We start from the raw sequence: 24,149 nt of genomic DNA on the forward strand, positions 1-24,149 counted from the left end.
CGTGTCCGGGTCAACGACCATCGGTGATCGAAGCCGGTCCGATCAGCTGGAAAGTCGCCGTCGCCCCGCCCTGGGCGTGGGGCGCCAGCCAAACGTCGAACAGGCCCGGCTCGATGCGCCAGGTCTCGTCCGCCCCGATGAAGCCCAGTTGGCGAGGGTTCAGGGTGAAGGTGACCTTCTCGCTCTGGCCCGGACGCAGCGACACCCGCTTGAAGTCCTTCAGCAACCGCCCCGGCTGGGTCAGGCTGGCGACCCGGTCGTGGATATAGAGCTGAACCAGCTCTTCGGCCGCGCGCGATCCGGTGTTGTTCACGGTCACCGCGACGTCCAGCGTGCCGGCCCACTGGAGCTTGTCGCTCTGCATCTCGATCGGCCCATAGCTGATCGCGCCATAGGTCAGGCCATAGCCGAACGGATAAAGCGCCGTATTGGGCGTCTCGCGATAGCGGGACTTGTATTCCTCGGTGGCCAGATCGGGATTGGCCGGGCGGCCGGTCGTCTTGCGGTCGTAGGAATAGGGCTGCTGGCCCGACTTGTGCGGGAAGCTGACGGGTAAGCGCGCCGACGGGCCGTGATCGCCGAACAGGACGTCGGCGACGGCATGGCCCATCTGTTCGCCCAGGAACCAGGTCACGACGATGGCCTGGGCGTTCTTCACATTGCCTTCGAGCGCCAGGGCGCGGCCGTTGCGCAGCAGGATGACCATGGGCTTGCCCAGGGCCGTCATGGCGTCGACCAGCGCCATCTGCGGCGCTGGCACCACGATCTCGGTGCGCGACTGAGCCTCGCCCGACATATTGGTCGCCTCGCCGATGGCCAGGACGATGACGTCGGCGTCGCGGGCGGCCGCGATGGCCTGGTCGATCCCGCCGGCCAGCGGCGTCTCGACGCCCGAACCGCGTGCGATGGTCAGTTTTTGCGGATCGCTCATGGCCGCACGGAACCCGGCCTCCAGCGAGACGCGACGCTCGGGCGCGCCCCAGATGGTCCACGGTCCCCAGACATTGTCCACGTCGTCGGCGAACGGGCCGATCAGGGCGATCTTCTGGCTCTTGTTCAGCGGCAGCAGGCCGTTGTCGTTCTTCAGAAGCACGACCGACTTGCGGCCCGCCTCGCGCGACAGTTCGATGTGTTCGCGCGCGCCCACCACGGCCTTCTCGCGCACCGGATCGGTGCCGCGATAGGGATCGTCGAACAGGCCCAGCGCCGCCTTGGTGTTCAGGACGCGGCGCACCGCCTCGTCCAGACGCGCCATCGACACCTCGCCACTGGCCACCAGGCCGGGCAGGTGCTCCAGATACAGGCCCGACACCATCGACACATCGACCCCGGCGTTGAACGCCAGGCGCGCGGCGTCGCGACCGTCCTCGGCGAAGCCGTGGGCCACCAGTTCCTGCTCGGAGGTGTAGTCGGAGACCACAAAGCCCTCGAAGCCCCACTCCCCGCGCAGGATGTCGGTCAGCAGCTTGCGGCTGCCCGACGCCGGCACGCCGTTCACGTCGTTGAAGGCGCTCATGATCGACAGGGCGCCGGCGTCCACCGACGCCTTGAACGGCGGCAGGAAGACCCCGCGCAGCGTCTGCTCGCTCATGTCGGTGGTGTTGTATTCCATCCCGCCGACGGCGGCGGAATAGGCGGCCATGTGTTTGGCGGTGGCCAGGACGGCGTCGCGGTCGTCCAGCCCCTTTTCACCCTGGAAGCCGCGCACGCGGGCGGCGGCCAGCAGGTTGTTCAGCAGAACGTCCTCGCCGGCGCCCTCGACGTTGCGGCCCCAACGCTGGTCGCGGGCCACGTCCACCATGGGGGCGTAGGTCTGGTGCACGGCCGACGCCGCCGTCTCGACCGCCGCCGCCCTCGCGGTGCGCCGCGCCAGTTCGGTGTCGAAGGCGGCAGCCTCCGCCAGCGGAACGGGGAAGATGGTGGACAGGCCGTGGATCACGTCCGCCGCGAACAGCAGCGGGATCTTCAGCCGGCTCTCTTCCATCGCCACCTGCTGGATCTGGCGGCCCGTCTCGGCGCCGATGCCATTGAACAGGCTGCCGACCTTGCCTTCGCGGATCAGGGCGGTGACGCGCGCGGGGTCCCCCGTGCCGTCCAGCGGGTTCACCGCCGTGGGCATCCAGCGGAACGGATCGGCCAACAGGTTCAGTTGTCCCGCCTTCTCCTCGACAGTCATGGCCGCGATCAGATCTTCGATCTTCTGGCGGTGACGCGCGACGGTGCGGGACGCTTGGGCGGATACAGGCATTGGGAACACTCCGGCGCCCATCAGGGCCAAAAGCCCCAGGCCAGACAAGAAATTTCTACGGGAAGCCGCAGGCTTGAGAGGTCGCGTCATTTAAGCTGGCGCTCATTCCGGGGGACACATCGAGCAGCGAGAACGCAGGCCTAGCCTCTCGCGCCCGACGGCTTCAACCCCCGCCGGCCATGTAAATCGATGTAACGCCCCGGTGCGCGGTCACGCCGCGTTTCATGCACGGGCCTCATTTCCCGCTTCATCCCCCGCTTCATCCCAGGGCGATGTCCAGGAACATCATCCCCACCAAGCCGATCATCAGGCCGATCATCGACCCCTCGCCCTTGGACTTCTCGCGGGTCTCGGGAATGATCTCGGCGGTGACGACATAGATCATGGCCCCGGCCGCCAGACCCAGACCCCACGGCAGGGCGCCGGGCAGCAGATCGACCACGCTGGCCCCGATCAGACCCCCGACCGGCTCGACCAGCCCCGACGCCACGGCGGCCAGGAAGGCGGGCCAACGCCCATAGCCCAGAGTCGCCATCGCCGCCGATACCGCCAGCCCCTCGGGCATGTTCTGGATGCCGATGCCCAGGGCCGTGGACAGGCCTTGATGCATGTCGCCGCCGCCGAAGCTGACGCCCACGGCCGCGCCCTCGGGGAAGTTGTGCAGGGTGATGGCGATGATGAACAGCCAGATGCGCCGCGATAGGTCGCGCGACCCCGCCGGCCCGATGGCCAGCATGTCCACCGGCGCGAACCGGTTCATCAGGCCGATCACCGTCGCCCCGATCAGCACCGCCGCCCCCATGACGCCGGCCGCCGCCGCCTGGCTGGACCCGCCGGCCTGCAGCACGTCCACGCCGGGAATGATCAGCGAGAAGAAGGACGCCGCCAGCATGACCCCGGCGGCGAAGCCCAGCAGCGCGCTCTGGGTCTGAACCCCCGGCCTCTTGACGAACAGCAGGGGCGCGGCGCCGACCGCCGTCATCATGCCCGCCGCCAGACTACCGAGACCGCCAGCGGCGATCGGGGAAAGGGATTCCATCATCCGCCTGCATTGCGGCGCGACGCGGCAAGAGACAAGCCCGAACCGCCGCGTTAGAGAAAGCTTCATGTCCCAGGCCGCCCTCCCCGCAAGCCCGGACGCTGCATCGGCGCTGAGCGCCGCCCGGCGCGTCGTGGTCAAGATCGGTTCGTCCCTGCTGATCGACGCCGCAACGCGTCAGCCGACGCACGACTGGCTGGCCGCCGTCGCCTCCGATCTGGCGGCGTTGAAGGCCGAGGGCCGCGAGGTCATCGTCGTCTCCTCCGGCTCCATCGCTCTGGGGCGCGGGCGTCTTCCCGGCCTGGGCGCCCGGCTGGAGGACAAGCAGGCGGCGGCCTCGGTCGGACAATCCCTGCTGATGGCCGCCTGGTCCGAGGCCCTGGCCCCGCATGGCCTGATCGCCGGCCAGGTGCTGCTGACGCGCGACGACACCGAACGCCGCCGTCGCTGGCTGAACGCCCGCGCGACGATCCAGGCCCTGCTGACCCACGGCGTCATCCCCATTGTCAACGAGAACGACACGGTGGCGACCGAGGAAATCCGTTACGGCGACAACGACCGGCTGGCGGCGCGCACGGCCCAACTGGCGCGGGCGGACCTGCTGATCCTGCTGTCGGACGTGGACGGCCTCTACACCGCCGATCCGCGCCGCGATCCGAACGCCGCCCACCTGCCGCTGATCGAGACCCTGAGCCCCGACATCCTGGCCATGGGCGGTGGCGCCAACGCCGAGGCGGGCGTGGGCACGGGCGGCATGGCGACCAAGCTGGCGGCGGCCCAGATCGCCCGCTCGGCCGGATGCGCCACAATCATCGCCTCGGGCCAGACCCTGTCGCCGCTCAGCGCCATTCGCGACGGCGCCCGCGCCACCCTGATCGCCGCACCCGACGGACCGATGGCCGCCTACAAACAATGGATCGCCGGCAGCCTGTCGCCCGCTGGAACCCTGACGCTGGACGCCGGGGCCGTCACGGCGCTGAAGGCGGGCAAGAGCCTGCTGCCCGCCGGGGTCACCGGTGTCTCGGGCGGCTTCGAAAAGGGCGACTGCGTGCGTCTGATCGACCCGGACGGCCGTTCGGTCGGCGTAGGCCTCGCCGCCTACGCCGCCGACGAGGCCGCGCGCCTTCGCGGCCGACGCTCGGAAGAGATCGAGACCCTGCTGGGCTATCGCGGGGCCTCGGTCCTGATCCACCGCGACGACATGGTGCTGGACGACCGATGACCGATCTGAAGACCCGAATGCTCGACCTGGGCCGGCGCGCCCGCACGGCCGCCGTGCTCCTGCGCGAAGCCCCCGCCGCCGCCCGCACCCGCGCGCTGAAAAGCCTGTCCGCAAGGCTGGCGGCGGCCGAGCCGGCCCTGCTGGCCGCCAACGCCCGTGACGTGGACGCCGCCCGCGCCAATGGCATGACCGAGGCCCTGATCGACCGGCTGTCGCTGAGCCCCGCCCGCATCGCCGGCATGGCCCAGGCCGTCGCGACCATCGCCGCCGTGCCCGACCCCCTGGGCGTCGAGACCGAACGCTGGACCCCCGCCAACGGCCTGGACATCGCCCGCGTCCGCACCCCCATCGGCGTGCTGGGCGTGATCTACGAGAGCCGGCCCAACGTCACCGCCGACGCCGCGGCCCTGTGCATCCGCTCGGGCAATGCGGCCATCCTGCGCTGCGGCTCGGACTGCCTGCAATCGTCCTTGGCCATCGCCGCCCTGATCGCCGAAGCCCTGGCCGAGGCCGGCCTGCCCGCCGATGCGATCCAGTTGGTCGACACCCCCGACCGCGAGGCCGTGGGCCTGATGCTGACCGGACTGGACGGCGCCATCGACGTCATCATCCCGCGCGGCGGCAAGAGCCTGGTCGCCCGTGTTCAGGCCGAAGCCCGCACGGCGGTGCTCAGCCACCTGGAAGGCCTGAACCACACCTACCTGCACCACGCGGCCGACCTCGACGCCGCCCGCGCCATCGTCCTGAACGCCAAGATGCGCCGCGTCTCGGTCTGCGGCGCGACCGAGACCCTGCTGGTGGACCGGACGGCGGCCGAACGCCTGCTACCCGTCGTCGCCAGCGACCTGATCGCCGCCGGCTGCGAACTGCGCGGCGACGCCGCCGCCCGCGCCCTGGTCCCCGCCATGACGCCCGCGACCGAAGCCGACTGGACCACCGAATATCTGGCGCCCATCCTGTCCGTCCGCATCGTCGATGACCTCGACGCCGCGACAGACCACATCGCCCGCTACGGCTCGGGCCACACCGAGGCCATCGTCACCACCGACACGGCCGCTGCCGAACGGTTCGCGGCGCGTGTCGACAGCGCCATCGTCCTGATCAACGCCTCGACCCAGTTCGCCGATGGCGGCGAGTTCGGCTTCGGCGGCGAAATCGGCATCTCCACCAACCGCCTGCACGCGCGGGGGCCCGTTGGGGCGGAGCAGCTGACCACCTACAAATACGTCGTGCGCGGCCAAGGCCAGATCAGGGCGTGAATTTGCATGCAGGCGGCTTTCCCCTCAACTTCGACGCATGATCACCAGCCGCCTGACATCCAAAGGCAAGACCACCATCCCGCAGCCCGTGCGCGCCGCGCTGAACCTGCGGGACGGTGACGAACTGCTGTACGAACTGCAGGGTGACCAAGTCGTGCTGACCAAGGTGCAACAAACGCCGGAAGCCTTTGCCATCTTCGACGAATGGCACAGCGAAACTGACCGCAAGGCCTACGCCACGCTTTGACTTCTCCCTCCCCGTCCCGGGAGGGTGGCTGAGCCGCAGGCGAGGCCGGGTGGGGGCGGCAGGACGTCCAGCACCAACTCCAAAAGGCAAAGGCGGCTCGTTTCCGAGCCGCCCCCACCCGGTCGCTGGCGCGACCACCCTCCCCCGAGGGGGAGGGAGATTAGTGCGTCAACTCAGCCGCGTCGCGGCAGAGCATAGGCGATCACATAGTCTCCTTCCGGCGTCTCCATGAAGTGATGGCCGGCGGCCACGATCACCAGATACTGGCGGCCGTTCTGCTCATAGATCATCGGGTTGGCCTGACCGCCGGCGGGCAGGACATCGGACCAGACGGTCTTGCCCGTCTCGATATCGATGGCGCGGATCAGGTCGTCGGTCGCTGCGGCGATGAAGATCAGACCGCCCGCCGTGACCACCGACCCGCCGTTGTTCGGCGTGCCGATCTCCAGCGGCAGCATCGAGGGGATGCCGAACGGGCCGTTCTTGCGGGCCGTGCCGAACGGACGGTCCCACAGGGTCTTGCCGCTCTGCACGTCGATGGCGCGGATCCCGCCATAGGGCGGCTCCTTGCACAGCAGGCCGGTGAAGGGCAGCCGCCAGCCCGCATTGACGTCGATGGCGTAGGGCACGCCCATCTGCGGGTCGCCGGCGCCCTCGGCCTTGGAGCCCTCGCCGGTCTTTTCTTCCTGATAGCGAGGGTCGTCGCGCGGGAACCAGCCCCGCTTGTCGGCCTCGGCGCGCGGCACCAGACGGTTGTAGTTGGGCATGTCGTTATAGTTGGCGATGATCACGCCGCGACGCGGATCCAGCGCAACGCTGCCCCAGTCCGAACCGCCGTTGTAGCCCGGATATTCGATGAAGCGACGGTCGGCGGTCGGGGGCGTGAACTGGCCCTGATAGGAGGCCTTCTTGAACTGGATGCGGCAGACCATCTGGTCGATGGGCGACATGCCCCACATGTCCGCTTCTCGCAGGTCGGGCTTGGCCAGCGAGTTGAACAGCGAATAGGGCTGGGTCGCCGCGCGCTGGGCCGGTTCGACGCCGCCGCGCGGGGCCGGACGATCCTGAACCCCGTGCAGAGGCTGGCCCGTGCGGCGATCCAGCACGAAGATCTCGCCACGCTTGGACGGCAGGATCACGGCCGGAACCACGCCGCCTGCGGTCGGCATGTCGACCAGGGTCACCTGCGAGCCCAGGTCATAATCCCACACGTCGCGACGCACGGTCTGGTAATGCCAGCGCGGCTTGCCCGTCGTGACATCCAGCGCGACCAGCGAACTGGAATACTGGTCTTCCTGAGGCCGGCGCAGGCTGGAATAATAGTCGGCGGCCGAGTTGCCCATCGGCAGATAGACCAGGCCCAGGGCCTCGTCCGCCGTCGCCGTGGTCCACATGTTGGGCGTGCCGGGGGTATAGGTCTGGCCCGCCGGCGGCGTGGTGGTGGTTTCGGGACGCATCATGTCCCAGGCGAAGCGCAGCTGGCCGGTGATGACGTCATAGCCCTGGATCACGCCCGAGGCGTTCCAGCGTTTCTGGCCGTCCAGCACCTGGTGGCCCGTCACGATGACGCCGCGCACGATGACGGGCGGCGAGGTGATCGAGACCATGCCGGGATAGGGGTCGCCCATCCCTTCCTTGATGCTGACGGCGCCGTTGGTGCCGAAGGCCGGGCAAGGCACGCCGGTCTTGGCGTCCAGCGAAATGATGCGGCCGTCCAGCGTGCCTTCGATGATGCGGGTCGCGCAGGGCTGGGCCTGATCGACGTTCGGCACGGCGTAATAGGTCACGCCGCGGCAGGCGGCCGTATAGGGGATCTGCTCGTCCGGCACCTTGGGATCATAGGTCCACTTCTGCTTGCCGGTGTTGGCGTCCAGGGCGAACATCCGGTTGCGGGCCGAACACAGATAGACGGTGTCGGCGATCTTCAGCGGCGTGGTCTCGGCGCCGAACCGCTCGCCAGGCAGGTCGCCCGTACGGAAGGTCCAGGCCCGCTCCAGCTGGCCGACATTGTCCTTGTTGATCTGATTCAGCGGCGAATAGCGCTGGGCGGCGTCCGAACCGCCATAGGCGGGCCAGTCCATGCCGGCCTTGATCAGTGCGGGATCGCCGAACGGTCCCCGCGCGCCCGGCACCGGGCTGTCGACCTGGGCCTTGTTCACCTGACCCACGACCAGGCCGCACACCACCGTCAGGACCGCCAGGCCCAGGGCGCCGACGCCAGCGGTCTTGCCCCCGCCGCGCGACCGCAGCACCGGCAGGGTCGCCAGCACCAGGAACATCAGCACCAGAGGCCCGACCAGGCGCGGCACCATGGCCCAGCCGTTCAGGCCCTTTTCCCACAGCGCCCAGATCACGGTGGCGACGAAGACCGCCCCATAGACCCAGGCCCCACGCACGTCGCGCCAGACAAGCAAAAGGCCTGCTGCGATCAGCGCCAGGCCCGCGATCAGATAATACCAGGAGCCGCCCAGCGCCGCGAGTTGCACGCCCCCGACGGTCAGGACCAGACCGATCACGGCCAGCAAAAGACCGAGAAGCAGCGTCAGCCACCCTCCCGGTCCGGTCGGGGTTGTCCATCGCGGCATGATCGCACTCTCTGGCTGCAGATTGAGCCTCGGCAACGCTTGGGCGCCGCGTGGGTTCCTAATTGTCGCACCCCGGAACAAAAGGCCGTTGCGCCGCACACGCCTCCACAGAGCAACTTTTGACGACGAAACATCCGCAATTGGACGATTTTTTCTTTTTCAACGGCTGAGAACCGCTCGCGGCAATAATATTTGCCTTGAACCGAGCGTTTGCGGCATATGCGCGGTATGCATAAGACCCTGAAGCAAGGCGGGACTTTCGTTGTCGAACCACGCCGCCTCTCGAAGGCCTCGGCCGAACTGCGCGCGCGCGGTTTCGGCGAGATCACGATTCCGCCGTCCACCGAGACGGCCGAGAAACAGGCGTCGCGCTGCACCGACTGCGGCGTGCCGTTCTGCCAGAACGCCTGCCCGCTTCAGAACAACATCCCCGACTGGCTGCGCCTGTCAGCGGAAAACGAGCCGCGCGAGGCCTGGCGCGTCGCCGCCCTGACCTCGACCATGCCCGAAATCTGCGGTCGCATCTGTCCGCAGGACCGGCTGTGCGAAGGCTCGTGCACATTAAACCAGTCCGGCTGGGACGCCGTCACCATCGGCTCGGTCGAGGCCTGGCTGGGCGATCAGGCCTTCGCCAACGGCTGGGTCGAACCGATCCGCCCGGCGGCCGAGCGTGGCGAAACCGTGGGGATCATCGGCGCCGGCCCGGCCGGTCTGGCCGCCGCCGACCGTCTGCGCACCGAGGGCTATCAGGTCACCGTCTATGACCGACACGACCGCGCCGGCGGCCTGCTGATCTACGGCATTCCCGGCTTCAAGCTGGAGAAGCACGTCGTCCAGCGCCGCGTGGACCGGCTGATCGACGGCGGCGTCCAGTTCGTGCTGGGCTGCGAGGTCGGCAAGGACGTGACCCTGACCGAACTGCGCGACCGTCATAACGTGGTCCTGCTGGCCATGGGCGTCTATCAGCCGCGCATCCTGTCGGCGCCCGGTCGCGGCGCGGACTCGACCGTCGAGGCGCTGTCCTATCTGACGCATCAGAACCGGCGCGACCTGGGCGACGCCGAACAGGACGGCTGGCACGAAGCGCGCGGCAAGCGAGTGGTCGTGATCGGCGGCGGCGACACCGCCATGGATTGCGTCCGCACCGCCGTGCGCCAGGGCGCGGCTTCCGTCACCTGCCTGTATCGTCGCGACAGGGAGAACATGCCCGGCTCGGCCCGCGAGGTCGTCAACGCCGAGGAGGAAGGCGTCGTCTTCGAATGGCTGGGCGCGCCCAAGGCCCTGCTGTCGCAAGGCGACAAGGTCACTGGCGTCCGCGCCGCGCGCATGCAACTGACCGAGGCCGCCCCCGGCCAGCGTCGCGACATCGTCCCGGTGCCCGGCGCCGACTTCGACATTCCCGCCGACATCGTCATCGAGGCCCTGGGCTTCTCGCCCGAGCCGTTCGCGGCGCACGAGCCCGATCTGCGCCTGCGCGACGACGGCACCATCAAGGTCGGCTCCATCAGCTTCGCCACCAGCCTGCCCGGCGTCTTCGCCGCCGGCGACGCGGTGCGCGGCGCCTCCCTGGTCGTCTGGGCCGTCCGCGAAGGCCAGGACGCCGCCGCCGAGATCGACCGCTACTTCAAGACCCGCACCGAGGAGGTCGCAGCATGAGCGCTCATGCAGGCCAAGGGCCGATAGCGCCCCAAGAGGGTGACTGGCTGACCAAGTACGAAGAAACCCGCGACCGACTGGAAGCCGGCAACGCCTATGACCGCAGCTCCGAGCGCGACGCCTGCGGCGTGGGTCTGGTCTGCTCCATCGACGGCACGCCCCGCCGCGACGTGGTCGAATATGCGATCCGCAGCCTGAAGGCCGTGGCCCACCGCGGCGCGGTCGATCCCGACGGCCTGTCGGGCGACGGCGCCGGCATCATGGCCGAACTGCCCCAGGGCTTCTTCGCCGAACAGGTGGCCTCGATCGGCCAAAGCTTGCGTCCCGGCCCGATCTGCGTCGGCCAGGTCTTCCTGCCGCGCACCGACCTGGGCGCCCAGGACCGCGCCCGCGCCATCGTCGAGACCGAGGCCCTGCGCGCCGGCTTCTGGATCTATGGCTGGCGCCAGACGCCCATCGACCTGTCGGTCGTGGGCACCAAGGCCGGCGCGACCCGGCCCGAGATCGAACAGATCATGCTGGCCCCGCCGCTGGACGACGCAGGACAGCCGCTGGACGGCGAGGCGCTGGAGCGCGAGCTGTACCTGTGCCGCCGCCGCATCGAAAAGACGGTCAAGACCGAGAACCTGGCCGCCGTCTATATCTGCACCCTGTCCGCGCGCTCCATCGCCTACAAGGGGATGGTGCGGGCCGAGCTGCTGGGCGACCTGTATCCCGACCTGGAGGACCCGCGCTTCGTCTCGGCCTACGCCGTCTTCCACCAGCGCTATTCGACCAACACCTTCCCCGAATGGAAGCTGGCCCAGCCCTTCCGCATGATGGCCCACAACGGCGAGATCAACACGCTGAAGGGCAATCTGAACTGGATGAAGTCGCACGAGATCCGCATGGCCGCCCAGGCCTTCGGCGACCGCGACCGCGAAGTGAAGCCGGTGGTCCAGCCGGGCGGGTCCGACAGCGCCGCCCTCGACAATGTCATGGAGGTGCTGGTCCATGCCGGTCGCCCCGCGCCGATGGCCAAGGCCCTGCTGATCCCCGAGGCCTGGTCCAAGGACGACGTGGTCATGCCCGAGGCGCACCGCGCCTTCTACGCCTATTGCAACGCGGTGATGGAGCCGTGGGACGGCCCGGCCGCCATCTGCGCCGCCGACGGTCGCTGGATCGTGGCGGGCAAGGACCGCAACGGCCTGCGTCCCTTGCGCGCCGTAGAGACCGTCGATGGTCTGCTGATGGCCGGGTCGGAAGCCGGCCTGGTGCCGATCCCCGAGAGCCGGGTGAAGCGCCGCCTGCACATCGGCCCCGGCAAGCTGATCGCCGTCGATATGAAGCACGGCCGTCTGTACGACGAGCATGAGGCCATCGACGCCCTGTCCGCCGCCCACCCCTATACCGAGTGGCTGGACAATATGGTCGATCTGGAGCCGATCATCGGCCCCGGACCCGAACCGCGCTCGGCCTCGGGCGAGGCCCTGACCCGCCGTCAGATCGCCGCCGGATACAGCCGCGAGGACCTGGACCTGCTGCTGGACGCCCTGGTGCGCGACGGCAAGGAGGCGGTCGGCTCCATGGGCGACGACGCGCCGCCGGCGGTCCTGTCGGCCCTGCCGCGTCCCTTGTCGCATTACTTCCGCCAGAACTTCAGCCAGGTCACCAACCCGCCCATCGACCCGCTGCGTGAAGCGGGCGCCATGAGCCTGAAGACCCGGTTCAAGAACCTGGGCAACATCCTGGCCGAGGAAGCGGCCCAGACGGATGTCTTCGTTCTGGACAGCCCCGTCCTGACCAACGGCATGTACGAGCGGATGGTCGAGACGATCGGCGCAGGTTCGACCGTGGTCATCGACTGCAGCTATGACGTGCCGGGCGAAGACGCCCAAAAAACCTACAAGGCGGGCGCCGGCCTGCGCGCGGCCCTGGACCGGATCATGGACGAGGCCGAGGCCGCCGCCCGCGACGGCGCGGCCCTGATCGTACTGACGGATCAGGCGGGGGCCGTCGATCGTCTGGCCGCGCCGATGATCCTGGCCACAGCCGGGGTCCACGGCCGCCTGACCAAGGCGGGCCTGCGTTCCTACTGCTCCATCGTGGTGCGCACCGCCGAGACGCTGGACCCGCACGGTTTCGCCGTCCTGGTCGGGGTCGGCGCCACCACCGTCAACGCCTGGCTGGCCCAGGACCTGTTCCAGGAGCGTCTGGACCGGGGCCTGTATCCCGGCCTGACGCTGCGCGACGCCTGTCTGAACTACAAGGCCGGCATCGAGGCGGGCCTGTTGAAGACCCTGGCCCGCAAGGGGATCAGCGTCATCTCCGCCTATCGCGGCGGCTGCGAGTTCGAGGTGCTGGGCCTGTCGCGCGCCCTGACGGCCGAGTTCTTCCCCGGCGCCCCGTCGCGCATCTCCGGCATCGGTTTGGCCGGTCTGGAGCAGGCGGCGATGAAGCGGCACAAGGTCGCCTGGGGCGAGGCCCTGCCCTCCCCCGCCATCGGCGGCTTCTTCAAGATCCGCTCGGGCGGCGAGGCCCACGCCCATGAGGCGAAGACCATCCACCTGTTGCAGGATGCCTGCAACCGCGGCGACTACCGCCGCTTCAAGCAGTTCTCCGAGGTCGTCCGCGCCCAGGCCGACCTGTCCCTGCGCGACCTGCTGGACTTCCGCGAAGGCGTCGCCATTCCGCTGGATCAGGTCGAGAGCGTGTCGGACATCCGCCGCCGCTTCCTGACCCAGGCCATGTCGCTGGGCGCGCTCGGCCCCGAGGCGCACGAGACGCTGAACATCGCCATGAACCGCATCGGCGCCCGCTCGGTGTCCGGCGAAGGCGGCGAGGATCCCGAGCGCTATCACCCGCGCCCCAACGGCGACGACGCCAACTCGGCGGTAAAGCAAGTCGCCTCGGGCCGGTTCGGCGTCACCGCCGAATATCTGAACCAGTGTCGCGAGATCGAGATCAAGGTGGCCCAGGGCGCCAAGCCCGGCGAGGGCGGGCAACTGCCCGGCTTCAAGGTGACCGAGTTCATCGCCCGGATGCGCCACGCCGTGCCCGGCACCACCCTGATCTCGCCGCCCCCGCACCACGACATCTATTCGATCGAGGACCTGGCCCAGCTCATCTACGACCTGAAGGCCATCAACCCCGATGCGCGGGTGACGGTGAAACTGGTGTCCGCCTCGGGCATCGGCGCCATCGCGTCCGGGGTAGCCAAGGCCAACGCCGACGCCATCCTGATCGCCGGCCACAACGGCGGCACCGGCGCCTCGCCCCAGACCTCGATCAAACACGCCGGCCTGCCATGGGAGATCGGCCTGGCCGAAGCCCACCAGGTGCTGACGCTGAACAACCTGCGCGGCTCGGTCACCCTGCGCACCGACGGCGGGGTCCGCACCGGCCGCGACGTGGTCATCGCCGCCATGCTGGGGGCGGAAGAATACGGCGTCGGCACCGCTGCCCTGATCGCCATGGGCTGTCTGATGGTGCGCCAGTGCCATTCGAACACCTGTCCCGTCGGCGTCTGCTCACAGGACGAGCGCCTGCGCGAGAAGTTTACCGGCACCCCCGACAAGGTGGTCAATCTGTTCACCTTCATCGCCGAGGAGACCCGCGAGATCCTGGCCTCCATCGGCGCGCGCACGATGGACGAGATCATCGGCCGCACCGACCTGCTGCGTCAGGTCCGTCGCGGCGGCTCGCACCTGGACGACCTCGACCTGAACCCTCTGCTGGTTCAGGTGGACGAGGGCGCGGCCGGCAAATGGGCCGACAAGACGACCCGCAAGCCCATCGCCGACAGCCTGGATGCCCGGGTGCTGCAGGACGCGGTCCGCTTCCTGGATCGCGGCCAGACGCTGGAGCTGTCCTATCCGCTGAACAACACCCAGCGCACGGTCGGCGCCGCCATCTCGTCCGCCATCGTGCGGCGCTTCGGCCCGCAAGGTCCGGCCGGTCGCCTGAAGCTGCGTCTGGAAGGCATCGCGGGTCAGAGCTTCGGCGCCTTCGCCGCCAAGGGTCTGGAACTGCACCTGACGGGCGAGGCCAACGACTATGTCGGCAAGGGCCTGTCGGGCGCCGAGATCTCGGTCCGCACGCCCGAATGGCGCGAGGATCAGCTGATCTGCGGCAACACCACCCTGTATGGCGCAACCTCCGGCCGGCTGTTCGTGGCCGGCGCGGCGGGCGAGCGGTTTGCGGTGCGCAACTCGGGCGCCGAGGCTGTGGTCGAGGGCCTCGGCGCGCACGGCTGCGAATATATGACCGGCGGTCGTGTGGTCGTGCTGGGCTCGGTCGGCTGGAACCTGGCGGCGGGCATGAGCGGCGGCGAGCTGTTCGTGCTGGACCAGCCTGGCTTTGCAGAACGGGCGCTGAACGGCGACTTGGCGGGCGTGTCCGACATCGACGCGGCGGCGGCCGAACGGCTGCGTGAGCTGATAGAGGCGCATCTGGCGGCAACGGCATCGCCCCTGGCGCGGCGTCTACTGGCGGATTGGGACAACAGCCTGAACCGCTTCGTCCGCATCGTGCCCCTGACCGACATCGTCGCCCGCACGGAACGCCTCAAGACCTCCGCCTGATCGCCACCCGTCCGCTCCAGAAAGACGCCATGACCCGACACGCCGCCCTCGCCGCCACACTCGTCGCGGGGGCGGCGTCGCTGGCGTCGCCCGTCCTGGCGTCGCCCGCCCTGCTGGCGCACCAGGCGCCGCTGGTCATCGACACGGCTGCGACGGCCTGGATCCTGACCTCGACGGCGCTGGTGCTGCTGATGACCCTACCGGGCCTGGCGCTGTTCTACGGCGGCATGGTGCGCAAGAAGAACATCATCAGCGTCATCGCCCAGTCGGCCGCCGCCTTCGCCATCGTCTCGGTGCTTTGGTTCCTGGTCGGCTACAGCCTGTCGTTCGGCAAGGGGCCGGACGCGATCAACGGCTTCATCGGCGGGGTCCAGGCGGCCTTACTGAACGGGGTGACGGCCCAGACGGCCCACAGCCTGCTGCCCGGCCTGCCCGAACTGCTGTTCGTCAGCTTCCAGATGACCTTCGCCATCATCACCCCCGCCCTGATCGCCGGCGCCTTCGCCGAGCGGATGAAGTTCTCGGCCAGCCTGCTGTTCTTCGCCCTGTGGCATCTGATCGTCTATGCGCCGATCTGTCATCAGGTCTGGGGCGGCGGCTATCTGGGCGGGCTGGGCGTGCTCGACTTCGCGGGCGGGGCGGTGGTCCACGTCAATGCGGGCGTCGCCGGCCTGGTCTGCGCCCTGGTGCTGGGGCCGCGTCACGGCTTCGGGCGCGACAACATGGCCCCCGCCAACCTGGTCTATAGCGCCATCGGCACCGGCCTGCTGCTGGTCGGCTGGCTGGGCTTCAACGCCGGTTCGGCAGGCGCAGCCGACGCTCTGGCCGCCACCGCCGCCTTCAACACCATCCTGGCCGCCGGCGCTGCGGCCCTGGGCTGGATGACCATCGAATGGTTCGACCGCAAGCGTCCGACCCTGCTGGGCCTGCTGTCCGGTATCGTCGGAGGTCTGGTCGCCATCACCCCCGCGGCCGGTTTCGTCGATCCCAAGGGCGCCTTCTTCATCGGCCTGATCGCCGGCCCGGCCTGCTATGCGGGCGCGGTCTGGCTGAAGCACGCGCTGAAATACGACGACAGCCTGGATGCGTTCGGCGTTCACGGGGTCGGCGGCATCGTCGGCGCCCTGCTGACCGGCGTCTTCGCCACCACGACCGTCAACGCCCTGTCGGACGGGGCCACGGTGTGGAAACAGGCCATCGGCCTGGGCGGCGTCATCGTCTGGAGCGCGGCGGGCACCTTCGTCGTCCTGATGATCTGCAAGTTCACCACAGGCCTGCGCGTGACCAGAGACGAAGAGGTCGAGGGGCTGGACTATACCCAGCACGGCGAGGCCATCCACTAACCGGCCCACAGGGCGCCGGACGGGGGCGGTTGATCCCGCCCCCATCCGCCCCCATCTTCATCTGTGACGGAAGGTCTTGCCGATTGCGGGAGACCGGCCGCTCGGTCGCTTTATGCAAGGACCCCAGATGACGACGACGCGCACCATCCTGTTCGACAGTCCCTTCCTGCTGGGCTTCGACCACACCCGCGCCCTTATCGACCGCGCCGCCAAGGCTGCGGCTGAAAGCTATCCGCCCTATAATGTCGAACAGATCGGCGAGGCGGGCGTCCGCATCAGCCTGGCCGTCGCCGGCTTCGCGCCCGACGAACTGGCCATCACCCTGGACGGTCGCCAACTGACCATCGCCGGCAAGCGCGAAGACGCGGGCAAGGGAGAACAGGCTTTCCTGCACCGGGGCATCGCGGCGCGCGGCTTCGTGCGCAACTTCGTGTTGGCCGACGGCCTGGAGGTCGAAGGCGCCCGGCTGGAGCACGGCCTGCTGCACGTCGACCTGATCCGCCCCGAAGCCGAACGCCAGGTGCGGCGCATTCCGATCACGGCCGGCTGAAAAGCGCGACTGTCAGAACCGCCCGTCGATATGGGCGTTGTAAAATATGAAGGAGGCGGTCCTAATGACGCCGATGACGATGACCAAGGAAGATTTTGCAGGACTGGGCGCCCCCGACCTCGTCTATGTGCGGGAGATCAAGGCCTCGGACCTGCTTGAAGAGGCTGTCGAGATCAAGGACGTGGACCTGAACCCCGGCCAGTCCCTCTATGCCGTCCACAGCGCCGACGGCGAGCGTCTGGCCGTCATGATCGACCGCGACACTGCCTTCGCCGCCGCCGTGGCGCACGAGCTGGAGCCGGTTTCGGTTCACTGATTTCAATGACGGGCGGCGCCGAACACGCCGCCTGTTTCAGGCTGCCGTGGCAGCCGTATCCTTGACGAACAGCGCCCGGATCGCATCTGTCGTGCGCGCCTGACGCAGCTGTTCGCGCAGTTCGGGCGACCGCATGGCGCGCGACACCGCCGCCAGCGCCCGCAGATGCTCCGCGCCCGCCTTGGACGGGGCGTACAGCCCAAAGATCAGGTCCACCGGACGATCGTCCACGGCGTCATAGGCCACGGGCGTATCCAGCCGCACGAAGACCGCCGTCACCTGGCTCACCTCGTCCAGACGGGCATGCGGCACGGCCACGCCGGATCCCAGTCCGGTCGATCCCAGCGCCTCGCGCTCCATCAGAGCGTCGAAAATCCGGGATTCGTTGATGCCCAGGGCGTGAGACGTCGCCTCGGCCAGCGCATGCAACGCCTGTCGCTTGGACGACGCGCCACCGCGCAGCACCACGCCCTTGGGCGCGAGCAGATCACCGATGTCCATCAGACAACCTCGATACACGCAGAGACACGGCGCGGGCGCCCGTTTAGAGGCTCCCGCGCCGAAGTCAAACTTGGCCGTTAGTTCACTGAGCCGTTGGTCTTGGCCTTGCCGTTGGCGGCGCTGGCGATTTCAGGGTCGATCCACCCCACATTACCGTCCGGGCGACGATAGACGACCGCCAGGCCGCCATGCGCGGCATTGCGGAACAGCACGACGGGATAACCCGTCATATCCAGCTCCAGCACCGCGCGTCCGACCGTGATGGTGCGGATTTCGTGCTCGGTTTCGGCGATAACCATGCCCACAGGCGGCGGGCCGTCGTTATCGCCGGTGTCGCCGAAGACATCGTCCTCCACGCTATCGGGATCACGCAGCACGATGCTGCGTGCGACTTCGCGGGCGGCGTTCTCGGTCTTCTCAGGCGACAGACCCTTGGGTCCGATGTGGTGATCCTTGAGCCGACGCTTGTAGCGACGGACCCGCTTTTCGAGCCGATCCAGCGCCTCGGTGAAGGCGGAATGAGCGTCGCCGCCCATGCCGGTCGTCACCAAGGTCTGGCCCGACGCGAGGCGAACCCAACAGTCCACCTTGAAGTTGTGGCCGTCCTTGGACACCACGACCTCGGCGTCTTCACCGCCTCGGGCGAAGTATTTTCCGACCCCGTCTTCGAGTTCCTGGGAGATGCGCGAGCCTAACGCTTCGCCGACATCCACTTGCTTGCCGCTCACTTGGACTTGCATATGGATAGAACGCTCCCGACCGGATTTGGTGTCAATCGGGATCACCGTTTTGTGGTTACGCTTCAGGCGGTCTTCATCATCCGGCGGCGTTCGACAGAGGAAGGAATCCTCAAGGCTTCCCGGTACTTGGCCACGGTTCGACGGGCGATGTCGATGCCGGTTTCCTTCAGGATTTCGACGATCCGGTCATCGGACAAAACGTCGCCCCCCAGCTCCTCGCCGTCGATCATGATCTTGATCCGGTGACGGACGGCCTCGGCCGAATGGGTCGATGCGCCGTCCACCGACTGGATGGCGGCGGTGAAGAAGAATTTCAGCTCGAACACGCCGCGCGGGGTGGCGATATATTTGTTCGAGGTGACCCGACTGACGGTCGATTCGTGCATGCCGATGGCGTCGGCGACGGTCTTCAAATTGAGCGGTCTCAGGAACTCGACGCCGAAGGCCAGGAAGGCGTCCTGCTGGCGCACGATTTCGGACGACACCTTCAGGATGGTCTTGGCCCGCTGGTCCAGCGACTTGACCAGCCAGTTGGCCTGGGCGGCGCAGTCGGCGACGAAGGTCTTTTCCGTATCGGACCGCGCGCCCGCCTGAACCAGCCCGTGATAGCGCTTGTCCACCAGCAGACGCGGCAGGGTGTCGGCGTTCAACTCGACCCGCCATCCCCCGGCCGGGTCGGGCCGCACATGAACGTCGGGCACCACCGTCTGGGCCGGCTCGCCGCCGAACCCCGCGCCCGGGCGCGGCGTCAGCGCCTTCAGCTCGGCGATCATGTCGGTCAGGTCCTCGCCGTCGACGTCGCAGACCTTCTTCAGCCCCGCCAGGTCGCGCCTTGCCAACAGGTCCAGATTGTCCAGCAAGGCCGCCATGGCCGGATCGAAGCGATTGCGCTCGATCAGCTGCAGCTTCAGACATTCCGGCACCGACCGCGCCATGATCCCCGTCGGCTCGAACCCGTGGCAAACGGCCAGCACGGCCTCGATCCGTTCCAGCGGCACGCCCAGCCGGTCGGCGAATTCGGTCAACTCGCCGCGCAGATAGCCGCCCTCGTCTGTCGCATCGATCAGGGTCAGGACGATGCCGTGGTCAGCGAAGCTGAACCCGGCCGAGGAGGCCTGGGCCTGAAGATGTTCCCACAATGTCAGTTCGTGCGTGTCCGGGCGCTCGCCGTCGCCCTCGAACATCTGGCCGCCCTTGCCGGCGCTGGACCAGTCCGACAGACCCGGCTGGGCCTCGTCGGTCATCCGGTCGCTGGTGCGCTCGCCCGGCGCGGCGTCGCCATAGACATCGTCCGAGCCTGCATCCATCGAGGCCACGGATTCATGCCCGACCCCGTCGCCAAACGACATTTCTCCATCGGACGCCGCCTCGACGCGCTCGACCGGCTCGGGCGTGTCGCCCTCAGGTTCCTCGCGTTGCAGCAGCGGATTGCGTTCCAGCTCGGCCTCGACGAAGTCGTCCAGCTCAAGATTCGACAGTTGCAGCAGCTTGATCGCCTGCTGCAGCTGGGGCGTGATGACCAGCCCCTGCCCCTGCCTGACCTCTAACCTTTGCCCGATCACGTTCGAAATCTTCCCGCCCGGCCGCCGAGTGGCCCGGAACTTGCTGGGGCAGAATGTCGCCTAACCGGTTAACGTGAGACGAACGTCACATCGTCTCCTCCCTGTCGCGTAGTGATGGGGAGGTGGCGCGGCGCTCTTCGCGCCGTGACGGAGGGGTTCTTCACCGCATCACAGGTGCCCGTGGGACTTCAAGAGCCCCTCCACCACTTCGTGGTCCGCCTCCCCTCTTAGCAGGGAGGAGACGACGTAGATCAAACGTAGTTTTCGCCCAGATACACCCTGCGCACTTCGGCGTCGTGGACCGCCTCGTCCGACGTGCCTTCGAACAGCACGGCGCCGTTCGAAATGATCGAGACGCGGTCGGTGATGTCCAGGGTCTCGCGCACATTGTGGTCGGTGATCAGCACGCCGATGCCCTGGCTGGCCAGGTAGCGGATCACGGTGCGGATGTCGGCGATGGCCAGGGGGTCGATGCCGGCGAACGGTTCGTCCAGCAGCATGAAGGACGGCCGGCCCGCCAGCGCGCGCGCGATCTCGACCCGACGCCGCTCGCCGCCCGACAGGCCGGTGGCGGGGGCGTGCCGCAGGTGGTCGATGTGCAGTTCGTTCAGCAGGCGGTCGGTCTCGGCGCGGATCTGGTCGCGCGGATAGTTCAGCTCGACCACCGCCTTGACGTTCTGCTCGACGGTCATGCCACGGAAGATCGAGGCTTCCTGCGCCAGATAGCCCAGCCCCATGCGGCTGCGCTGGTACATCGGCTGGCCGGTGATGTCCTCGCCGTCCAGCCAGATCGTGCCCGAGTCCGGCGGGATCAGGCCGGTGATCATGTAGAAGCAGGTGGTCTTGCCGGCGCCGTTGGGGCCTAGCAGGCCCGCGACCTCGCCCCGCTGCACCGTCAGGGACACGTCGCGCACCACCTGACGCGGCCCGAAGGACCGGGCGAGGTTCAGCACCCGCAGACCCTTTTCCGCAGGCGAAACGACGGGCGCCAGTTGGGGCCGGTCGTCCAGGTTCAGGGCTGACAGTTCCTTGCGCGCCAAATGCTCAGGTCCGTAAAGGCCGACGGCCTCAGTTTGCGTTGGGGTAGAAGACGCCTTGCACACGGCTTCCGGCCGCGCCGCGGGGCGCTCCCGCCATGGTCGCCGCGTCCGTATTGACGTTGTAGTTCAACCGACCGCCGGTCAGGACGTTTTGACCCTGCGTCAGCACCACATTGCCGCTAACCACGAGTTCACCGTTGCCGAGCGTATAGACGGCGCGGTCGCCGCGCATGGATTGGTTGGGAGTGACGAAATAGACCGTCCCCGTGGCCTCGACCCGTTCGGGATCACCGGCAGCGTTACGATACAGGGTGATAGCATCCGCCCGCAATCGGTTCTGACCTTGCGCGACCTCTGCCCGCCCACGAAGGCTGATGCGATCGGCACTCTGTTCGCCAGAATCGGCGCCGAAAGCGATGGGCTGGTTCGAACTCCCGCGATTGGTTTGAGCATCGCCCACAGCGGGCAGCGACACGACGATCAACGCCGCCAACACGCCGAGAGATTTCACGCCCAGGAATTTCGATGTCATCGCCGTCATTCGCTTGATCCTGCGGGGGTTATGGTCCCGCTTATCTTGGTATCGCCAGAGCCGTTGAAAACCACCCGCTGTCCCTGATCATAGATCGCATAGGACGATGCGTTGATGGTTCCAATAGGGCCTGAACCCTGAACGCCCTTTGAACCGGTGACGTTTCCGGTCGAGGTGTCGACCACCGCCTCGGGCGTGGTCAGAACGAAGCCCGTGCCGCCGTCCGAAATTCGCACGTTCGGGCCGATGGTCACCGTCTTGGCCTGCTCATTGTACGTACCGCCGTCGGCGGTCAGTTCGGTGACCTTGCGTCCGCCCAGGTTCAGCTTCAGCGCCGGGCCGATCAGACGGAAATGGCCAGTCGCCGGATCGCGCACCGCCCCCTGGGCGCCGACGGTGAAGGCGCGGCCCTGCGCGTCCTGGCCGTGGAACAGGGGGCTGTCCAGACGGACCTCCTGGCTCTGGCTGGCCTTGCGCTCCACCCCCGACATGACGGTGCGGAACACGGTCCAGGTCAGGGCGCCGCCCGCCAGCACCAGAATGACGATCGGCAGCACCCGACGCAGCAGCTTGACCCGCCGCGAGCGCGCACGCCAGCGGGCGCCGGCCAGGGCGACCCTGGCCTCGTCGGCCTCGATGCGGGACTGTTCGCCGGGTTCGGTCAAGCGCGCCTCAGCTATGGGCGAAGATGTCGATCTCGTCCCAGCCGGCGAGATCGAGCGCCGACCGCGTCGGCAGGAAGTCGAAACATCTGGCGGCCAGTTCGGCGCGCCCCTCGCGCGCCAGCATCAGGTCCAGCTTGGCCTTGGCCGCGTGAAGATAGAGAACGTCCGACGCGGCGTAATCCAGCTGCGCCTGGGTCAAGGTCTCGGCGCCCCAGTCCGACGACTGCTGGGCCTTGGACAGGTCCACGCCCACCGTCTCGCGCACCACGTCCTTCAGGCCGTGCCGGTCGGTATAGGTCCGCGCCAGCTTGGAGGCGATCTTGGTGCAATAGACAGGCCGCGTCTCGACCCCCAGGTGCAGCAGGAACATGCCGATATCGAACCGGCCGAAGTGGAAGATCTTGGTCACCGCCGGATCGGTCAGCACCCGCTTCAGGTTCGGACAGTCGTAGGCGGGCCGGTTCAGCCGCACGACATGGGCGTCGCCGTCGCCGGACGACAGTTGCACCACGCACAGCGGATCGCGGCGAAAGCGCAGGCCCATGGTCTCGGAATCGATGGCGACCTCGGACCCCAGGTCCAGGTCGTCTGGCAGGTCGCCCTCGTGCAGGTAAACGGTCATGCTCTGGCTCTTACACGGCGAACGCGCCGCGCGAAACGGGCTACAGCCTTACAGCGCAACACGCTTCACGCCTTCACAGAACGGCCTCAAGCAGTCGAGCGCCGCGCGCGAGACGATAGGCCACAAAAAATGCCGCCGCGCGCGACGCGGTAGGCCAAAACAAAGAAAGCGCCGCACCGTTCGGCGCGACGCTTTCAATAATATGGTGCCCAGAAGAGGACTCGAACCTCCACGGCCGTTAAGCCACTGGCACCTGAAGCCAGCGCGTCTACCAATTCCGCCATCTGGGCCCCGTCGGCAGCGCCTTGCGGCGTTTCCATCGGGAAGGCGCGGACCTCTAAGGGAGGCTCCGGGCGGGGTCAACAAGGATTTTTCTCGCCATGTCGTTTTATTCCGCAAGCGGCGCTTCAAGCCTTGCCGCACGGCCTTTCGGACCCGCGTTCGGCTGGGACTTAACGTGCGCTAAGCCTCTTTTCTAACCCCGTCTTGAGAGCCGACCGCCTAGAAGCGCGCCATGGCGGACCCCTCCTTCAGCCCCCACACGCCCGAACGCCGCGCCAAGCCGCGCGCGCCGTTCCGTCAGCGTCGCCGCGCCCACGAACGCGTGTCCATGCTCGGCCAGCCGGTCGATCTGGTAAAGCCGGAAGAGGTTCTGCACCATGTGCAGCAGGCGGTGCTGCAGGGCGCAAAGAGCCTGATCGCCAATCACAATCTGCACAGCCTGTATCTGATTCAGAAACGCCCCGAGCTGGCGGCCTTCTATGACCGCGCCGACCTGGTCGAGGTCGATTCCACCCCCCTGCTGTGGTTCTCGCGCGCCCTGGGCCTGCACAGCCGGGGCTTTCACCGCTGCACCTATCTGGACTGGCGCGACCATTTCTGGAGCGTGGCGAACCGCGAGGGCTGGCGCGTCATGTCCATCGGCGGCGCGCCCGGCGTCGGCGACGAGGCGGCCCGCAGGCTGAAGGCCCGCTATCCCGGCGCCGACATCGCCATCCATCACGGCTTCTTCGACGCCCATCGCGATGGGCCCGAGAACGCGGCCGTCCTCGCTCAGATCACGGCCTTCCAGCCGCACATCCTGTTCGTCGGCATGGGGATGCCGCGCCAGGAACTGTGGATCGACGACAATTTCGACGCTCTGCCCGATTGCGTCGTCCTGTCGGTCGGCGCCGCCTTCGACTATGAGGCGGGCGTCCAGAGCGCCGCACCGCGCTGGATGGGGCGGGCCGGAATCGAATGGGCCTATCGTCTGGTTCACGATCCGAAACGCCTGTTCGTTCGCTACTGCGTCGAGCCCTGGACCCTGCTGCCCCTGGCTTTGCGTGACATCCGCGACGCCCGACGCCGCCGGTCTCCGTCCGCCTGATCACGTTATTCCTACTGACCAGATAGTTATTTATCGCCATGATCCGCCCCGCTCGTCGTGTGTTATCGACACGGACGGAAACGGAAACGGG

Annotated in this window: 19 protein-coding genes and 1 tRNA gene; 9 read left to right on the forward strand and 11 right to left on the reverse strand. The window is 68.0% G+C overall.

Annotated elements, in window-relative coordinates; translation table 11 throughout:
* Positions 1–10 precede the first annotated feature (10 nt).
* Together WC597_RS07125 and WC597_RS07130 are read right to left on the reverse strand one after the other, a co-directional pair.
* Positions 11–2,248, reverse strand: a complete 2,238-nt coding sequence (locus tag WC597_RS07125; protein ID WP_372692638.1) for a glycoside hydrolase family 3 N-terminal domain-containing protein — start codon at positions 2,246–2,248, stop codon at positions 11–13.
* Positions 2,249–2,507: 259 nt separating this feature from the next.
* Positions 2,508–3,287 carry a ZIP family metal transporter gene (locus WC597_RS07130; RefSeq protein WP_372692639.1) on the reverse strand — a complete coding sequence of 260 codons (780 nt, stop codon included), beginning with the start codon at positions 3,285–3,287 and terminating at the stop codon, positions 2,508–2,510.
* Positions 3,288–3,354: 67 nt separating this feature from the next.
* On the opposite strand from WC597_RS07130, the gene proB reads away from it, so the two are divergent.
* From proB to WC597_RS07145, 3 genes are read left to right on the forward strand one after another with little or no spacing between them, the layout of a single operon-like run.
* Entirely contained in the window at positions 3,355–4,509 is a 1,155-nt protein-coding gene (proB, locus tag WC597_RS07135) for a glutamate 5-kinase (protein ID WP_372692641.1), read from the forward strand.
* A complete protein-coding gene (locus WC597_RS07140; RefSeq protein ID WP_372692642.1) occupies positions 4,506–5,768 on the forward strand; it encodes a glutamate-5-semialdehyde dehydrogenase in 1,263 nt (420 codons plus the stop codon). Before proB ends, WC597_RS07140 begins: the two co-directional genes overlap by 4 nt.
* 37 nt (positions 5,769–5,805) lie before the next feature.
* The gene (locus WC597_RS07145) at positions 5,806–6,015 is read left to right on the forward strand and encodes an AbrB/MazE/SpoVT family DNA-binding domain-containing protein (protein WP_372692643.1); all 210 of its coding nucleotides are present in this window, start codon (positions 5,806–5,808) and stop codon (positions 6,013–6,015) included.
* A gap of 173 nt (positions 6,016–6,188) precedes the next feature.
* Here the strand turns inward: WC597_RS07145 and WC597_RS07150 are convergent, their stop codons facing one another.
* Positions 6,189–8,600 carry a membrane-bound PQQ-dependent dehydrogenase, glucose/quinate/shikimate family gene (locus tag WC597_RS07150; protein WP_372692644.1) on the reverse strand — a complete coding sequence of 804 codons (2,412 nt, stop codon included), beginning with the start codon at positions 8,598–8,600 and terminating at the stop codon, positions 6,189–6,191.
* 228 nt (positions 8,601–8,828) lie between these two features.
* Here WC597_RS07150 and WC597_RS07155 point away from each other — a divergent pair, with 228 nt between their 5' ends.
* The 5 genes from WC597_RS07155 (at position 8,829) to WC597_RS07175 (ending at position 17,027) form a co-directional block, all read left to right on the forward strand.
* Positions 8,829–10,256: an NAD(P)-dependent oxidoreductase gene (locus tag WC597_RS07155; protein WP_372692742.1), complete on the forward strand. Its 1,428-nt coding sequence runs from the start codon at positions 8,829–8,831 to the stop codon at positions 10,254–10,256.
* The gene (gene gltB / locus WC597_RS07160) at positions 10,253–14,818 is read left to right on the forward strand and encodes a glutamate synthase large subunit (protein WP_372692645.1); all 4,566 of its coding nucleotides are present in this window, start codon (positions 10,253–10,255) and stop codon (positions 14,816–14,818) included. The genes WC597_RS07155 and gltB overlap by 4 nt, the downstream gene beginning before the upstream one ends.
* A 29-nt stretch (positions 14,819–14,847) precedes the next feature.
* Positions 14,848–16,161 (forward strand): ammonium transporter, encoded by a 1,314-nt coding sequence (locus WC597_RS07165; RefSeq protein ID WP_372692646.1) that lies wholly within the window; start codon positions 14,848–14,850, stop codon positions 16,159–16,161.
* A gap of 127 nt (positions 16,162–16,288) precedes the next feature.
* Positions 16,289–16,711: an Hsp20 family protein gene (locus tag WC597_RS07170; RefSeq protein WP_372692647.1), complete on the forward strand. Its 423-nt coding sequence runs from the start codon at positions 16,289–16,291 to the stop codon at positions 16,709–16,711.
* Positions 16,712–16,775: 64 nt separating this feature from the next.
* Positions 16,776–17,027 (forward strand): DUF1150 domain-containing protein, encoded by a 252-nt coding sequence (locus WC597_RS07175; protein ID WP_159846327.1) that lies wholly within the window; start codon positions 16,776–16,778, stop codon positions 17,025–17,027.
* 36 nt (positions 17,028–17,063) lie between these two features.
* On the opposite strand, the gene ptsN is transcribed toward WC597_RS07175, so the two are convergent.
* The 8 genes from ptsN to WC597_RS07215 all read right to left on the reverse strand — a co-directional run bounded on the left by ptsN (position 17,064) and on the right by WC597_RS07215 (position 22,979).
* Complete coding sequence (ptsN, locus tag WC597_RS07180) at positions 17,064–17,528, reverse strand: PTS IIA-like nitrogen regulatory protein PtsN (RefSeq protein WP_372692648.1); 465 nt, start codon at positions 17,526–17,528, stop codon at positions 17,064–17,066.
* A gap of 77 nt (positions 17,529–17,605) precedes the next feature.
* On the reverse strand, positions 17,606–18,268 hold the full coding sequence (gene hpf / locus WC597_RS07185) for a ribosome hibernation-promoting factor, HPF/YfiA family (protein WP_372692649.1): 663 nt from the start codon (positions 18,266–18,268) through the stop codon (positions 17,606–17,608).
* Positions 18,269–18,330: 62 nt separating this feature from the next.
* Positions 18,331–19,830 carry an RNA polymerase factor sigma-54 gene (rpoN, locus tag WC597_RS07190; protein WP_372692650.1) on the reverse strand — a complete coding sequence of 500 codons (1,500 nt, stop codon included), beginning with the start codon at positions 19,828–19,830 and terminating at the stop codon, positions 18,331–18,333.
* A gap of 251 nt (positions 19,831–20,081) precedes the next feature.
* Positions 20,082–20,870 carry an LPS export ABC transporter ATP-binding protein gene (lptB, locus tag WC597_RS07195; protein WP_372692651.1) on the reverse strand — a complete coding sequence of 263 codons (789 nt, stop codon included), beginning with the start codon at positions 20,868–20,870 and terminating at the stop codon, positions 20,082–20,084.
* A 28-nt stretch (positions 20,871–20,898) separates the two neighbouring features.
* Positions 20,899–21,411 carry an LptA/OstA family protein gene (locus WC597_RS07200; RefSeq protein ID WP_372692652.1) on the reverse strand — a complete coding sequence of 171 codons (513 nt, stop codon included), beginning with the start codon at positions 21,409–21,411 and terminating at the stop codon, positions 20,899–20,901.
* The gene (lptC, locus tag WC597_RS07205) at positions 21,408–22,067 is read right to left on the reverse strand and encodes an LPS export ABC transporter periplasmic protein LptC (RefSeq protein ID WP_372692653.1); all 660 of its coding nucleotides are present in this window, start codon (positions 22,065–22,067) and stop codon (positions 21,408–21,410) included. Before lptC ends, WC597_RS07200 begins: the two co-directional genes overlap by 4 nt.
* 7 nt (positions 22,068–22,074) lie before the next feature.
* A complete protein-coding gene (locus WC597_RS07210) occupies positions 22,075–22,689 on the reverse strand; it encodes a ribonuclease D (protein ID WP_372692654.1) in 615 nt (204 codons plus the stop codon).
* A 203-nt stretch (positions 22,690–22,892) separates the two neighbouring features.
* A tRNA-Leu gene (locus WC597_RS07215) sits at positions 22,893–22,979 on the reverse strand.
* A gap of 224 nt (positions 22,980–23,203) precedes the next feature.
* Between WC597_RS07215 and WC597_RS07220 the strand changes: the two genes are divergently transcribed.
* On the forward strand, positions 23,204–24,058 hold the full coding sequence (locus WC597_RS07220) for a WecB/TagA/CpsF family glycosyltransferase (protein ID WP_372692655.1): 855 nt from the start codon (positions 23,204–23,206) through the stop codon (positions 24,056–24,058).
* Positions 24,059–24,149: the final 91 nt, after the last annotated feature.

It is taken from the genome of Brevundimonas sp. (assembly GCF_041648115.1).
In the GTDB taxonomy this organism is placed as follows: domain Bacteria; phylum Pseudomonadota; class Alphaproteobacteria; order Caulobacterales; family Caulobacteraceae; genus Brevundimonas.